The organism is Pseudomonas tohonis (genome assembly GCF_012767755.2).
Taxonomy (GTDB): Bacteria; Pseudomonadota; Gammaproteobacteria; order Pseudomonadales; family Pseudomonadaceae; genus Metapseudomonas; species Metapseudomonas tohonis.
In genome coordinates, this window is the sequence record NZ_AP023189.1 from 4906543 (window position 1) to 4920230 (window position 13688).

Genomic DNA, 13688 nt, shown 5'->3' on the forward strand with positions numbered 1-13688 from the left:
CACCAACGCCGGGTTGCACCCGACCTACAGGCCCCCCACGCAATGTAGGGGCGACTTCAGTCGCCAAGCAGTCCGCAGGGCTGCCACTGCAGGGTGTTCCCCGGCAGCACCGCCTGGTGGATGAGAAGAGCGCCATCCACCCTACACAGCCCGACGCAACGAAGCCGAACCCGGCCATGCCGCCCCAACCCGCAGACGAAAAAAAGAACGCCGAAGCGTCCTTTTCATTGCCCACCCGGCACTCAGGCGATGCTCAGCCCACCACGCGGGGCGCGCACCAGGCGCAGGGCGGCGATGACGATGGCGAACACGCCGAGGCTGGCGCTGTAGAGGACCAGGGCCGGCAAGGCGAAGAGCATGGCGGCCACACCCAGGCCCCAACCGGCACGGCCGGGCACGAAGAAGGCGATCAGCGACAGCACCAGGGCGCTCCAGGCGATGACGCGGAAGTGGATCAGCAGGCCGAGGCCGGCGCGCAGTTCGCACTCCCAGCGCTGGGCGTTCTCGGCGCACAGGCCGACCCACTGGCCGTCCTCCATGAGTGCGTAGCGCAGGCCATAGCTGGCCGCCAGCCAGAGCGACAGGACCACCAGCAGGATGATCAGGGGCAGACGGCGTGACATGGTTCTCTCCGAAGAATTGAAAGCGGCGCCAAGGATAAACGCACGCTCGCCTTATGCAAGACAAAGTCTGTAAACAGCGCTAACAAGACATCTGGACCCGCCGTTGCGCCGGGTGCATGCTGTCCGGCGCCACGGGTGAAGGCATTTCGCCTTCCCTCGCGGCACTTTGGCGAGCCCGCACTTGTCATAGCATCGGTACCCCCTCAGCCCGACTTCCTGCAAAGGGACTTGAACCTCATGCTCCGTTTCCGCTTCGCTGCCTTCCTGGGCAGCCTGCTACTGAGTGCCCCGCTGTGGGCGGCCGATATAGAGGCCGCCGGCTATGGCTTCCCGCTGACCAACCCGTTCGAAGCCACCATCGCCACCACCCCGCCGGAGCTGCGCCCGGACCTGCCCGCCGATGACGACATCGACCAGGCCGACTACGACCTCAAGCTGCGCCCGGAGCGCGAGTTCAAGCTGCCGGACAACTTCTGGCCGGTGAAGACCCTGCGCTACCGCCTGGCCCAGCAGGATCACCCCGCCCCGCTGATCTTCATCATCGCCGGCACCGGTGCGCACTATTCCAGCACCTTGACCGAGTACCTGAAGCGGCTGTTCTACGGCGCCGGCTTCCACGTGGTGCAACTGTCCTCGCCCACCAGCTACGACTTCATGGCCGCCGCCTCGCGCTTCGCCACGCCGGGCCTCTCCAACGAGGACGCCGACGACCTCTACCGGGTGATGCAGGCCGTGCGCGCCCAGCATCCGAAGCTGCCGGTCACCGAGTACCACCTCACCGGCTACAGCCTCGGCGCCCTCAACGCCGCCTTCGTCAGCAAGCTCGACGAGACCCGCCGCAGCTTCAACTTTAAGCGCGTGCTGCTGCTCAACCCGCCGGTGAACCTGTACACCTCTATCAGCAACCTCGACCGCCTGGTGCAGACGCGGGTCAAGGGCATCGACGACAACACCACCTTCTACCAGGTGGTGCTGGGCAAGCTGACCCGCTACTTCCAGCAGCGCGGCTACGTCGACCTCAACGACGCCCTGCTCTACGACTTCCAGCAGTCCAAGCAGAAGCTCTCGGACGAGCAGATGGCGATGCTGATCGGCACCTCCTTCCGCTTCTCCTCCTCGGACATCGCCTTCACCTCGGACCTGATCAACCGCCGCGGCCTGATCACCCCGGTCAAGCTGCCGATCACCGAAGGCACGAGCCTCACGCCCTTCTTCAAGCGCGCCTTGCAGTGCGACTTCGACTGCTACATCACCGAGCAGCTGATCCCCTTCTGGCGCGCCCGCTTCGACGGCGGCAGCCTGACCCAGCTGATCAACCAGGTGAGCCTGTACGCGCTGGAGGACTACCTGAAGCAGAGCAGGAAGATCGCCGTCATGCACAACGCCGACGACGTCATCCTCGGCCCCGGCGACCTGGGCTTCCTGCGTCGCACCTTCGGCGACCGCCTGACCGTCTACCCCCTGGGCGGCCATTGCGGCAACCTCAACTACCGCGTCAACAGCGACGCCATGCTGGAGTTCTTCCGTGGCTAAGCACGCCCTCCTCCTCGCCCTGCTGCTGGCCAGCGCCCCCCTTCTCGCCGATGAGCGCCAGGAGCCGGACGGCTTCACCGAGCCGCTCCAGCGGCTGCAGTTCAACCCCGGGCTCGACCAGCGCGAATTCGAGCGCTCCACCTTCGATGCCCTGGAGGTGTACGACCCGCTGGAGTCCTGGAACCGGCGCGTGTACCACTTCAACTACCGCTTCGACCAGTGGGTGTTCCTGCCCGTGGTGCGCGGCTACACCTACGTCACCCCCGGCTTCGTGCGCAGCGGCGTGAGCAACTTCTTCAGCAACCTCGGAGACGTGCCCAACCTGCTCAACAGCCTGTTGCAGTTCAAGGGCCAGCGCTCGATGGAGGTCACCGGACGCCTGCTGCTCAACACCACCATCGGTGTCGCCGGGCTGTGGGACCCGGCGACCCTGATGGGCCTGCCCAAGCAGAGCGAGGACTTCGGCCAGACCCTGGGCTTCTACGGCGTCGGCGGCGGTCCCTACCTGATGCTGCCGATCCTCGGCCCCTCCAACCTGCGCGACACCACGGGCCTGGTGGTCGACTACGTGGCGGACAACCAGATCAACTTCCTCAACGTCCCCGAAGTCAGCAGCGACCACCCGGAGATCACCGCCCTGCGCATCGTGGACAAGCGCTACACCACGAACTTCCGCTACGGCCAGCTCAACTCGCCCTTCGAGTACGAGAAGATCCGCTACGTCTACACCGAGTCACGCAAGCTGCAGATCGCCGAGTAAGAAAGGCGCCGCAGGCCGGGGGACCTGGCCTGCGGCGTCCAACCCATCCAGCGATTCGATCAGAAGCACGCAAAATCACGCACCATCCATCCGATTCCTTGGATTAGCATCGCACCATCCATTTCCAAGGAGGCCCCATGAGCACCTACCGCCAGATCATCGAACAACGCCCCGGCCAACCGGCTTCCGATGGCGCCGGGGTCAACCTGATCCGCGTCTTCGCCGAACAGGGTATCCCGCGCTTCGACCCCTTCCTGATGCTCGACGAATTCGGCTCGGCCAACCCGGACGACTACGTCGCCGGCTTCCCGCCCCACCCCCACCGGGGCTTCGAGACCATCACCTACATGATCGAGGGGCGCATGCGCCACGAAGATCACCTGGGCAACGTCGGCCTGCTGGAAAACGGTGGCGTGCAATGGATGACCGCCGCGCGCGGCATCATCCACAGCGAGATGCCGGAGCAGGAGCAAGGCGTGATGCGCGGCTTCCAGATCTGGCTCAACCTGCCGGGCAAGGACAAGCTGGGTGACCCGGGCTACCGCGACTTCGCCCCGGGCGAGATCCCGCGGCTGCGCACCTCGGGCGGCGTCGATGCGCTGGTGATCGCCGGGCGCTTCGACGACGGCGAGGTGCAGCAGGACGGTGCCGTGCAACGCCCGCACACCGAACCGCAACTCTTCGACCTGCAACTGCAGGCCGGCGGGCGCGTGGCCCCGCGCCTGGCGGATGGCTTGCGGGTGATGCTCTACGTCTACGAGGGCGAGGTGCACGTCAACGGCAACCCGGTGCCCAAGGGTCGCCTGGTGCGCCTGTCCGAACAGGGTGCAGTGGAACTGGCCAGCGCCGGGGGCGCCCGGGTGCTGCTGCTCGCCGGCCGCCCGCTGGGGGAACCCATCGTGCAGTACGGCCCCTTCGTGATGAACACCCGCGAGGAGATCGAGCAGGCCCTGCGCGATTACCGCGACGGCCGTCTGGCGAGCTAGCCGGCTCGCTAGTAGGCCACCGGCGTCGGCACCGGCGATGTGGCTTGCAGGCCGAGGAACGCCTGCAGGTCGGCCTTCTGCGCCATGGCGTCCTGGTAGCCCAGCTCGATCAGCTCGTTGCAGTAGCCGGGCTCGAACAGCAGGTAGCTGATCACCCCGGCGCCGCTGGCCTTGGTCGCCCCCGGCCCACGCAGGAAGGTGCGGATCGCCCGAGGCATTTCCCGCCGATGGCGCGCGGCGATGGTGTCCAGCGGCCGGCTCGGCGAGATCACCAGCACCTCCACGGGCTTCAACCCGAGGTTGCGCGGGCGCTGCCCGGCGGGGATCGCCTGGCTCAGCTGGTTGATGCGCTCGAGCAGCTCGATGTCGCTTTCCAGGTTGTCGATGAAGGTGCTGTTGAGCATGTGCCCGCCGATCTGCGCCAGGCTCGGCGGGTTGCCGGTGCTGGCACGGACCACGCCATCGTTGACGTTGCCCACCCGCGGATTGCCGCTCACCCCCACCACCAGGATGCGATTGGCCCCCAGGTGCAGCGCCGGGCTGATGGGCGCCGACTGGCGCACCGCGCCGTCGCCGAAGTATTCGCGGTTGATCCGCACCGGCGGGAAGATCAGCGGGATGGCGGCGCTGGCCAGCAGGTGGTCCAGGCCCAGGCGGGTCGGCACACCGACGCGGCGATGGCGGAACCAGGGATCGATGGTGGCGCGGCCCTGGTAGAAGGTCACCGCCTGGCCGGACTCGTAGCCGAAAGCGGTCACCGCCACCGCCCGCAGCTGGCGCAGGCGCACGGCGGCGGCGATGCCGGTGAAGTCCAGCTCACGCTCGAGCAGGCCGCGCAGGGGGCTGTTGTCCAGCAGCGCCACCGGCGCGTGGCGGTTCATCCCCAGCAGGCTGTGACCGAGGAAGCGCGCGCTCTGGCGCAGCACACCGGGCCAGTCGCTGCGGTACACCTGGTGGGTGTGGAAGCCTTGCCAGACGGCGGTGAGGCGGCGGATCGCCTCGCTGAAATGCAGGGCGCCGCAGGCCAGGCCAACGGCGTTGATGGCGCCGGCGGAGGTGCCGACGATCACCGGAAAGGGGTTGTGCATGGCATCGGGCAGCAGGTCGGCGATGGCCGCCAGCACGCCCACCTGGTAAGCCGCTCGCGCACCGCCGCCCGAGAGGATGAGACCGGTCACGGGCTTGGCTGCGGCGAGTTCGCTCATGGAGGGCTTCCGAGGTTTTTTCGCGAGTATAGGGCCCGGGTGCAGGCGGCGCTGCTCAGTAGAGCTTCGGCTCGCCTTCCGGCCGGGTCTTGAAGCGGCGATGGGCCCAGAGGTACTGCTCGGGCAGGCGGCTCACCGCCTGCTCGATCCACTGGTTGATGCGCAGGCAGTCGGCTTCCTCGCTCTCGCCGGGGAAATCGGCCAGCGGCGGGTGGATCACCAGGCGGTAGCCGGAGCCGTCGGCCAGGCGCTCCTGGGTGAAGGGCAGCACCCGCGCGCGGCCCAGGCGGGCGAACTTGGTGGTGGCGGTGACGGTGGCGGCGGTGATGCCGAACAGCGGCACGAACAGGCTCTGCTTGCGGCCGTAGTCCTGGTCCGGCGCATACCAGATGGCGCGCCCGGCGCGCAGCACCTTGAGCATGGCGCGCACGTCCTCGCGCTCGATGGCCGTGGCGTCGAGGTTGTGGCGCTCGCGTCCCTGGCGCTGGACGAAGTCGAACAGCGGGTTCTTGTGCTCGCGGTACATGCCGTCGATGGTGTGCACCTGGCCGAGCAGCGCGGCGCCGATCTCCAGGGTGGTGAAGTGCAGCGCCATGAGGATCACGCCCTGGCCTTCCGCCTGGGCCTGGCGCAAGTGCTCCAGGCCTTCTATATGGGCCAGCTTGCGCAAGCGCGCGGCCGGCCACCACCAGCTCATGGCCATCTCGAAGAAGGCGATGCCGGTGGAGGCGAAGTTCTCCCTGAGCAGGCGCTCGCGCTCGGCGACGGACAACGCGGGGAAACACAGCTCCAGGTTGCGCCGGACGATGTGGCGACGCGAACCGGCGAACCGCTGCATCGACGCGCCCAGGACCCGCCCCAGTCGCAACAGGACGGGATACGGCAGCTGGACGATCAGCCACAGCACCGCCAGGCCCAGCCACAGGGGCCAGAAGCGCGGGTGGAGAAAGGCAGCGCGGAAGCGGGGACGTTGCATCGGTGGGTCCGTAAGGCTGTGTGGGCAAAGGCCGGCATTCTACAGAATTAGCCGTCGGCCGGCGCCCATCCCGGGCCGCGCTTCTTGCGACGGCCCGGCGATCTCGCTATAAGTCCTGCCCACCAGACCCTGCAGAACGACCATGAGCCAAGCTGACCTCCTCGACCAAGATCCCGTGTTCCAGCTCAAGGGCAGCATGCTCGCCATCACCGTGATGGAACTGGCGCACAACGACCTCGAACGCCTCGACCGGCAACTGGCCGAAAAGGTCGCCCAGGCCCCCAACTTCTTCCAGAACACCCCGCTGGTGATGGCCCTGGACAAGCTGCCGGCCAGTGAAGGCCAGCTGGACCTCGTCGCCCTCCTCGACGTCTGCCGCCGGCACGGCCTGCGCACCCTGGCCATCCGCGCCAACCGCGACCAGGACATCGCCGCCGCCAACGCCCTCGACATCCCCGTGCTGCCGCCCTCAGGTGCCCGCGAGCGGGTCATCGACCCGGTGGAGCCGGGCGCGAAGAAAGTCGAGAAGGCCCCTGAAAAACCCGCCGAACCCGTGAGCCGCCCGACCAAGGTGGTGACCACGCCGGTGCGCGGCGGCCAGCAGATCTACGCCCCCGGCGGCGACCTGGTGGTGGTCGCCCCGGTGAGCCCCGGCGCGGAACTTCTCGCCGACGGCAACATCCATGTGTACGGTCCCATGCGCGGCAGGGCGCTGGCCGGCATCAAGGGCGACACCAAGGCCCGGATCTTCTGCCAGCAACTGGCCGCCGAACTGGTCTCGGTGGCCGGCCAGTACAAGGTCGCCGAAGACCTCCGCCGCGAGCCGCTCTGGGGGCATTCGGTGCAGGTCAGCCTGTCGGGAGACGTGTTGAACATCACCCGTCTTTAACGGATACTGCCGCGAATTTTCAGGGACCTGAACGGGAGCCAGGACGGCCGATCAAAGGCCTGCAAGTTCCCGATTTTCTTATTATTTGGGGTGAATCACCTTGGCCAAGATCCTCGTTGTCACGTCCGGCAAGGGTGGCGTGGGCAAAACCACCACCAGCGCCGCCATCGGCACCGGCCTCGCTCTGCGCGGGCACAAAACCGTCATCGTCGACTTCGACGTCGGCCTGCGTAATCTCGACCTCATCATGGGCTGTGAACGCCGCGTGGTGTACGACTTCGTCAACGTCATCAACGGCGAAGCGACCCTGACCCAGGCCCTGATCAAGGACAAGCGCCTCGAGAACCTCTACGTCCTGGCCGCCAGCCAGACCCGCGACAAGGATGCGCTGACCCTCGAAGGCGTCGGCAAGGTCATCGAAGAACTGGCGCAGAACTTCGAATACGTCGTCTGCGACTCCCCCGCCGGCATCGAGAAAGGTGCCCACCTGGCCATGTACTACGCCGATGAGGCGATTGTCGTGACCAACCCGGAAGTCTCCTCGGTACGCGACTCCGACCGCATGCTCGGCCTGCTGGCCAGCAAGTCGCGCCGCGCCGAGAAGGGCGAGGACCCGATCAAGGAGCGCTTGCTGCTCACCCGCTACAACCCGGAGCGCGTCACCAAGGGCGAAATGCTCGGTGTCGAGGACGTCGAGGAAATCCTCGCCATCCACCTGCTCGGTGTCATCCCGGAATCCCAGGCGGTGCTCAAGGCATCCAACCAGGGGGTTCCGGTCATCCTCGACGAGCAGAGCGACGCCGGCCAGGCGTACAGTGATGCTGTCGATCGCCTGCTCGGCAAGGAACTGCCCCACCGGTTCCTCGACGTTCAGAAGAAAGGACTCTTGCAACGCCTTTTTGGAGGCCGTGAATGAATATTCTTGACTTCTTTCGCGAGCGGAAGAAGCAGAACAGCGCTTCGATCGCTAAAGAACGACTCCAGATCATCGTCGCCCACGAGCGCGGCCAGCGCAGCCAGCCGGACTACCTCCCGGCCCTGCAGAAGGAACTGGTCGAGGTGATCCGCAAGTACGTCAACATCGACCAGGACCAGGTCCAGGTCATGCTCGAGGACCAGGGCAACTGCTCCATCCTCGAGTTGAACATCACCCTGCCCGATCGCTGATCGGGTTGCGGTGCCAGACGGCGGCCTCGGCCGCCGTCGTCATTTCCGGAACAGACCCATGCCCCTCTCGCAGATCCAGATACTCCACCAGGACCCGGCCTTCCTGGTCATCAACAAGCCGACCCTGCTGCTTTCCGTGCCGGGCCGCGCCGATGACAACAAGGATTGCCTGATCACCCGCCTGCAGGAGAACGGCTACCCGGAAGCCCTCATCGTCCACCGCCTGGACTGGGAAACCTCGGGCATCATCCTCCTGGCCCGCAATCCCGACAGCCACCGCGAGCTGTCCCGCCAGTTCCACGACCGCGAGACCGAGAAGGCCTACACCGCGCTCTGCTGGGGCCAGCCCGAACAGGACAGCGGCCGTATCGAACTGCCACTGCGCTACGACCCGCCGACCAAGCCGCGCCACGTCGTCGACCACGAGCAGGGCCGCCACGCCCTGACCTTCTGGCGCGTGCTGGAGCGTTGCGGCAACCACTGCCGCGTCGAGCTCACCCCCATCACCGGCCGCTCCCACCAGTTGCGCGTGCACATGCTCTCCATCGGCCATCCGTTGCTGGGCGATCGCCTCTACGCCCACGAAGAAGCGCTGGCGGCCCACGAGCGCCTGTGCCTGCACGCCAGCATGCTCGCCTTCAGCCACCCGGTGACCGGCGAGCGCCTGCGCTTCGAATGCCCGGCGCCGTTCTGAGGCGATGACCGACAGCCTCTACTACGACCGCACCCAGGGTGCCCCGCCCTGGCCGACCCTGGTGATGGCGATCGAAGCCCTTGGCCGCCCGGGCACGCGTGGCATCGACCTGGGCTGCGGCGCCGGTCGCGACACCCTGGAAATGCTCCGTCGTGGCTGGGAGGTTCTGGCCATCGACCGCGCCCCCGAAGCCATCGAGCGCCTGCTCGGCCAGGTGCCGTCCGAGCAACTGCCGCGCCTGCAGGCGCTCTGCGCCCGCTTCGAGGAGTGCGAACTGCCGGCGGCGGACATCATCAACACCGCCTTCGCCCTGCCCTTCTGCCACCCCGACGACTTCCCCGCCCTGTGGCAGCGCATCGATGGCGCCCTCGCGGGCGGCGGCCTGTTCTGCGGCAACCTCTTCGGCGAGCACGACGACTGGGCCGGCCCGGAACTCAGCATCCTCGGCGAAGACGAGGTACGCGGCCTGTTCACCGGCTGGGAGCTGCTGCACTTCGAGGTGATCGACCGTCAAGGCTCCACCGCCCGGGGGCGCACCAAGCGCTGGCATCTGTACTCGGTTGTCGCACGGCATCCTTGCCCCCCGGCCCGGCCGGCCCTATGGCCGCCTTAGTGAAAATTCACCGCCCTGCGCCTCCTAATCACCGAGCCCGATGCGATAAACTCCGGCCCACTGCCGCCTGGAGTCCGATATGCGCGAAGAGTTGAACCAGGGCCTGATCGATTTCCTCAAGGCCTCTCCCACCCCCTTCCACGCCACCCGCAGCCTGGCCCAGCGCCTGGAGGCCGCGGGCTATGTGCACCTCGACGAGCGCGACGCCTGGCGCGCCGAGGCCGGTGGGCGCTACTACGTGACCCGCAACGATTCCTCGCTGATCGCCGTCCGCCTCGGCAAGCGCCCGATGCTCGACGGCGGCCTGCGCCTGGTCGGTGCCCACACCGACAGCCCCGGCCTGCGCGTGAAACCCAACCCCGAACTGCATCGCCAGGGCTTCTGGCAGCTGGGCGTCGAAGTCTATGGCGGAGCCCTGCTGGCCCCCTGGTTCGACCGCGACCTCTCGCTCGCGGGCCGCGTCACCTACCGCGCCGCCGGCAAGGTGGAAAGCCAACTGGTGGATTTCCAGGCGCCCATCGCCGTGATCCCCAACCTGGCCATCCACCTCAACCGTGAGGCCAACCAGGGCTGGGCCATCAACGCGCAGACCGAACTGCCGCCGATCCTGGCCCAGCTGGCCACCGGCGAAACCCGTGAATTCCGTGACCTGCTGGCCGAGCAGCTGACGCTGGAACACGGCGTCAACGCGGATGCGGTGCTGGACTACGAACTGAGCTTCTACGACACCCAGAGCGCCGCCGTGATCGGCCTCGGCGGCGACTTCATCGCCGGGGCGCGCCTGGACAACCTGCTCTCCTGCTACGCCGGCCTGCAGGCCCTGCTGGCCGCCGAGGGCGACGAGAGCTGCGTGCTGGTCTGCACCGACCACGAGGAAGTCGGCTCCTGCTCCGCCTGTGGCGCCGACGGCCCGTTCCTGGAGCAGGTCCTGCGCCGCCTGATGCCCGAAGGCGACGCCTTCACCCGCATCGTCCAGCGCTCGCTGCTGGTTTCCGCCGACAACGCCCACGGCGTGCACCCGAACTACGCCGACAAGCACGACGGCAATCACGGGCCCAAGCTCAACGCCGGCCCGGTGATCAAGATCAACAGCAACCAGCGCTACGCCACCAACAGCGAGACCGCCGGCTTCTTCCGCCACCTGTGCCTGGAAAACGAAGTGCCGGTGCAGAGCTTCGTCACCCGCAGCGACATGGGATGCGGCTCCACCATCGGCCCGATCACCGCCAGCCAGCTGGGCGTGCGCACCGTGGACATCGGCCTGCCGACCTTCGCCATGCACTCCATCCGCGAACTGGCCGGCAGCCATGACCTCGCCCACCTGGTGAAGGTGCTGGCCGCCTTCTACTCCAGCCACGACCTGCCTTGAACGGAGACAGCCGCATGCTCAGCCACATCCGCAACAGCCTCGAGGAAGCCCGGTCGGCGCTGGAGAACTTCATCGCCAACGAGCAGGCCCTGCGCAGCATCGAGCGCGCGGCGGAACTGCTGGTGGAAAGCTTCGAGACCAAGGGCAAGGCCTTCTCCTGCGGCAATGGCGGCTCCATGTGCGACGCCATGCATTTCGCCGAGGAACTGACCGGGCGCTACCGCAGAAACCGCCCGGGCATCGCCGCCATCTCCATCAGCGATGCCAGCCATATCAGCTGCGTGGCCAACGACTTCGGCTACGACCACATCTTCTCGCGCTACATCGAGTCCCACGGCCGCGAAGGCGACGTGCTGCTGGCCTTCAGCACCAGCGGCAAGAGCCCCAACGTGCTCAAGGCCGCCGAAGCCGCCAAGGCGCTCGGGGTGAAGGTCATCGCCCTCACCGGCAAACCGGGCTCCGCCCTGGAAGCGCTCGCCGACGTATGCATCTGCGCCCCCGGCGGCGACTTCGCCGACCGCGTGCAGGAGCTGCACATCAAGGTGGTGCACATCCTCATCGAGCTGGTCGAACGCAGGCTCGCGCCTGAGAATTACGCTTAGAAGCAGCCGCAAGCGACAAGCCTCAAGCGGCAAGAACGATCGTGCAGGGGCGAACTCATTCGCCCAGCGGGCCGCAGGCCCGCCCTTCCCTCCAGTTCCCGGGCTGAAGCCCGGGCTACTCCTACAGCTCCCCCTTCGCTCCACCACTTGCAGCTTGAAGCTTGCCGCTTGTAGCTGCCCTTACTCCGGCACCTCCACGCTCACGTGAATCGCATCGTGCCGCCAGAACTCCAGGTCGCAGTCGATCAGGCGACCGTGCTGGTCGCGGTTGACGCGGGTGATGCGCAGCGCCGGGCTGCCGGGGGCGACCTTCAGGGTCGAGGCGGCTTCCGGGTGCAGCGCCGTCGGCACCATGTCGAAGCGCACGCGGCCGTAGCGGATGCCGTACTCGCTGCCATAGAGGTCGGTCAATGAGCGGGTCAGGTCGAAATCGAGGATGCCGGGGAAGTACTGCGGGTTGAGGTAGTGCTCGACGTAGAGCACCAGGCGCCCGTCGATGCGCCGTGCGCGGCGGATCAGGTAGACGCTCGACAGTGCCGGCAGCTCAAGCAGCTCGCAGATTTCCACGGTGGCCGGCATCAGCCGCGCGCTCAGCACTTCGGTGGCCGGCACCCGGCCCTGTTCGCCGACCATGGCGTGGAAGTGGCTGCGTATAAGCGGGTTGTAGGCCACCCGAGGCGGCGAGACGAACCAGCCACGACGCTCTTCGCGGTAGATCAGCCCTTGCGCCTCCAGCTGGCCGAGCGCCTCGCGCAGGGTGATACGGGTGGTGTCGAATAGCTCGCTCAACTTGCGTTCGGCCGGCAGCTTGCCACCCAGCGGCAGCAGGCCGTGCTCGATCTGCTCCTGCAGTGCGCGGCAGATGGCGGTAACGGTACGGGGCGCCTCATCGCGCATCGAAAGACTCCAATCTGGAATAGACCAGCACCATAAAAGTGCGACGCTGGCGGTGATGTGACCATGCTATGCAGCCTAGATGACTGTCCCGTGACAGCACGCCTGACTTGCACGCTGCATGCCAGCGCACCCTTGTGACGCCCGCCACATCGGACCTCCGGCCATGGTCTACGCTTGCTGTCGCCGGAAGAACGGGGCCCGCGGCATCGCGCGGTGCAATCAAACCGTCATCTAGGACCTTTAGATTGGCCTGGTTGTTGCTGATCTAGACCAATACCCAACCCTGCTAAGGAGCTTCATATGAAACGCCTGCTGCTGGCTTCACTGATTGGAACCACCCTGGCCCTGAGCACCCAGGCCATGGCGGATGACGCTGCGCTCAAGACCCTCGAGGAGGCCGCCCGCAAGGAAGGCGCGGTGAACAGCGTGGGCATGCCCGACAGCTGGGCGAACTGGAAGGACACCTGGGTCGACCTGGAGAAGAAGTACGGCCTCAAGCACATGGACACCGACATGAGCTCGGCGCAGGAAATCGCCAAGTTCGCGGCCGAGAAGGACAACGCCACCGCCGACATCGGCGACGTCGGCGCGGCCTTCGGCCCCATCGCCACCCAGCAGGGCGTCACCCAGCCCTACAAGCCGAGCACCTGGGAGCAGGTCCCGGAATGGGCCAAGGACAAGGACGGCCACTGGGCCCTCGCCTACACCGGCTCCATCGCCTTCATCATCAACAAGCAACTGGTGAAGGAGCCGCCGAAATCCTGGGCCGACCTGGAGAAAGGCAAGTACAAGGTCGCCATCGGTGACGTCAGCGCCGCCGCCCAGGCGGTCAACGGCGTCCTCGCCGCCGCCATCGCCAAGGGCGGTGACGAGAAGAACATCCAGCCGGGCCTGGATCTCTTCGCCAAGATCGCCGAGCAGGGCCGCCTGTCCCTGTCCAACCCGACCATCCAGACCCTGGAGAAGGGCGAAGTGGAAGTCGGCATCGTCTGGGACTTCAACGGCCTGTCCTACCGCGACCAGATCGACCCCAGCCGCTTCGAGGTGCTGATCCCCTCCGACGGTTCGGTGATCTCCGGCTACACCACCATCATCAACAAGTACGCCAAGCACCCGAACGCCGCCAAGCTGGCCCGCGAATACATCTTCAGCGACGCCGGCCAGATCAACCTGGCCAAGGGCAACGCCCGTCCGATCCGCGCCGAGCACCTGACCCTGCCGGCCGAGGTGCAGGCCAAGCTGCTGCCCAACGAGCAGTACGCCAAGGTCAAGCCGATCAAGGACGCCAAGGCCTGGGAAGAAACCTCCAAGGCCCTGCCGGGCCTGTGGCAGGAAAACGTCATCATCAACATGGAATAACGAGCGACAACCGGG

The 13688-nt window shown here is 66.8% G+C and carries 15 protein-coding genes; 11 read left to right on the forward strand and 4 right to left on the reverse strand.

Translation table 11 applies throughout. The features are described from left to right. Positions 1-242: 242 nt before the first annotated feature. Complete coding sequence (locus HSX14_RS22250; protein WP_111260477.1) at positions 243-623, reverse strand: hypothetical protein; 381 nt, start codon at positions 621-623, stop codon at positions 243-245. Between the two features lie 237 nt (positions 624-860). Here HSX14_RS22250 and HSX14_RS22255 point away from each other — a divergent pair, with 237 nt between their 5' ends. The 3 genes from HSX14_RS22255 (at position 861) to HSX14_RS22265 (ending at position 3902) form a co-directional block, all read left to right on the forward strand. Further along, positions 861-2156: an alpha/beta fold hydrolase family protein gene (locus HSX14_RS22255; protein WP_173172023.1), complete on the forward strand. Its 1296-nt coding sequence runs from the start codon at positions 861-863 to the stop codon at positions 2154-2156. Beyond that, positions 2149-2916 (forward strand): MlaA family lipoprotein, encoded by a 768-nt coding sequence (locus HSX14_RS22260; RefSeq protein ID WP_173172021.1) that lies wholly within the window; start codon positions 2149-2151, stop codon positions 2914-2916. The genes HSX14_RS22255 and HSX14_RS22260 overlap by 8 nt, the downstream gene beginning before the upstream one ends. Before the next feature lie 137 nt (positions 2917-3053). Then, positions 3054-3902 (forward strand): pirin family protein, encoded by an 849-nt coding sequence (locus HSX14_RS22265; RefSeq protein ID WP_173172018.1) that lies wholly within the window; start codon positions 3054-3056, stop codon positions 3900-3902. 8 nt (positions 3903-3910) lie between these two features. Here the strand turns inward: HSX14_RS22265 and HSX14_RS22270 are convergent, their stop codons facing one another. Continuing rightward, positions 3911-5107 (reverse strand): patatin-like phospholipase family protein, encoded by a 1197-nt coding sequence (locus HSX14_RS22270; RefSeq protein WP_173172016.1) that lies wholly within the window; start codon positions 5105-5107, stop codon positions 3911-3913. 55 nt (positions 5108-5162) lie between these two features. Then, positions 5163-6083, reverse strand: a complete 921-nt coding sequence (locus HSX14_RS22275; protein WP_173172014.1) for a lipid A biosynthesis lauroyl acyltransferase — start codon at positions 6081-6083, stop codon at positions 5163-5165. A 142-nt stretch (positions 6084-6225) separates the two neighbouring features. Here HSX14_RS22275 and minC point away from each other — a divergent pair, with 142 nt between their 5' ends. The 7 genes from minC (at position 6226) to lpcA (ending at position 11417) form a co-directional block, all read left to right on the forward strand. Continuing rightward, positions 6226-6972 carry a septum site-determining protein MinC gene (gene minC, locus HSX14_RS22280; protein ID WP_111260471.1) on the forward strand — a complete coding sequence of 249 codons (747 nt, stop codon included), beginning with the start codon at positions 6226-6228 and terminating at the stop codon, positions 6970-6972. Positions 6973-7072: 100 nt separating this feature from the next. Then, entirely contained in the window at positions 7073-7888 is an 816-nt protein-coding gene (gene minD / locus HSX14_RS22285; protein ID WP_111260470.1) for a septum site-determining protein MinD, read from the forward strand. Then, the gene (gene minE, locus HSX14_RS22290; RefSeq protein WP_069559735.1) at positions 7885-8139 is read left to right on the forward strand and encodes a cell division topological specificity factor MinE; all 255 of its coding nucleotides are present in this window, start codon (positions 7885-7887) and stop codon (positions 8137-8139) included. Before minD ends, minE begins: the two co-directional genes overlap by 4 nt. A 58-nt stretch (positions 8140-8197) precedes the next feature. Beyond that, positions 8198-8833: an RluA family pseudouridine synthase gene (locus HSX14_RS22295; protein WP_173172012.1), complete on the forward strand. Its 636-nt coding sequence runs from the start codon at positions 8198-8200 to the stop codon at positions 8831-8833. A 4-nt stretch (positions 8834-8837) separates the two neighbouring features. Continuing rightward, positions 8838-9446, forward strand: coding sequence for a class I SAM-dependent methyltransferase (locus HSX14_RS22300; protein ID WP_173172010.1), 609 nt, complete (start codon positions 8838-8840; stop codon positions 9444-9446). Between the two features lie 79 nt (positions 9447-9525). Further along, a complete protein-coding gene (locus HSX14_RS22305; protein ID WP_173172008.1) occupies positions 9526-10815 on the forward strand; it encodes a M18 family aminopeptidase in 1290 nt (429 codons plus the stop codon). 14 nt (positions 10816-10829) lie between these two features. Continuing rightward, positions 10830-11417, forward strand: a complete 588-nt coding sequence (gene lpcA, locus HSX14_RS22310; protein ID WP_173172006.1) for a D-sedoheptulose 7-phosphate isomerase — start codon at positions 10830-10832, stop codon at positions 11415-11417. A gap of 180 nt (positions 11418-11597) precedes the next feature. On the opposite strand, the gene HSX14_RS22315 is transcribed toward lpcA, so the two are convergent. Continuing rightward, positions 11598-12314, reverse strand: coding sequence for a UTRA domain-containing protein (locus HSX14_RS22315; RefSeq protein WP_173172004.1), 717 nt, complete (start codon positions 12312-12314; stop codon positions 11598-11600). A gap of 300 nt (positions 12315-12614) precedes the next feature. On the opposite strand from HSX14_RS22315, the gene HSX14_RS22320 reads away from it, so the two are divergent. Beyond that, a complete protein-coding gene (locus HSX14_RS22320) occupies positions 12615-13673 on the forward strand; it encodes an ABC transporter substrate-binding protein (RefSeq protein WP_111260464.1) in 1059 nt (352 codons plus the stop codon). Positions 13674-13688: the final 15 nt, after the last annotated feature.

What these genes read in the sequence shown, in the direction of transcription:
- minE (WP_069559735.1), top strand. Translation starts at nt 7,885, where the DNA reads ATGAATATTCTTGACTTCTTTCGCGAGCGGAAGAAGCAGAACAGCGCT.
- HSX14_RS22275 (WP_173172014.1), bottom strand. Translation starts at nt 6,083, where the DNA reads ATGCAACGTCCCCGCTTCCGCGCTGCCTTTCTCCACCCGCGCTTCTGG.
- HSX14_RS22295 (WP_173172012.1), top strand. Translation starts at nt 8,198, where the DNA reads ATGCCCCTCTCGCAGATCCAGATACTCCACCAGGACCCGGCCTTCCTG.
- HSX14_RS22320 (WP_111260464.1), top strand. Translation starts at nt 12,615, where the DNA reads ATGAAACGCCTGCTGCTGGCTTCACTGATTGGAACCACCCTGGCCCTG.
- lpcA (WP_173172006.1), top strand. Translation starts at nt 10,830, where the DNA reads ATGCTCAGCCACATCCGCAACAGCCTCGAGGAAGCCCGGTCGGCGCTG.
- HSX14_RS22255 (WP_173172023.1), top strand. Translation starts at nt 861, where the DNA reads ATGCTCCGTTTCCGCTTCGCTGCCTTCCTGGGCAGCCTGCTACTGAGT.
- HSX14_RS22300 (WP_173172010.1), top strand. Translation starts at nt 8,838, where the DNA reads ATGACCGACAGCCTCTACTACGACCGCACCCAGGGTGCCCCGCCCTGG.
- minC (WP_111260471.1), top strand. Translation starts at nt 6,226, where the DNA reads ATGAGCCAAGCTGACCTCCTCGACCAAGATCCCGTGTTCCAGCTCAAG.
- HSX14_RS22315 (WP_173172004.1), bottom strand. Translation starts at nt 12,314, where the DNA reads ATGCGCGATGAGGCGCCCCGTACCGTTACCGCCATCTGCCGCGCACTG.
- HSX14_RS22265 (WP_173172018.1), top strand. Translation starts at nt 3,054, where the DNA reads ATGAGCACCTACCGCCAGATCATCGAACAACGCCCCGGCCAACCGGCT.
- HSX14_RS22270 (WP_173172016.1), bottom strand. Translation starts at nt 5,107, where the DNA reads ATGAGCGAACTCGCCGCAGCCAAGCCCGTGACCGGTCTCATCCTCTCG.
- HSX14_RS22250 (WP_111260477.1), bottom strand. Translation starts at nt 623, where the DNA reads ATGTCACGCCGTCTGCCCCTGATCATCCTGCTGGTGGTCCTGTCGCTC.
- HSX14_RS22305 (WP_173172008.1), top strand. Translation starts at nt 9,526, where the DNA reads ATGCGCGAAGAGTTGAACCAGGGCCTGATCGATTTCCTCAAGGCCTCT.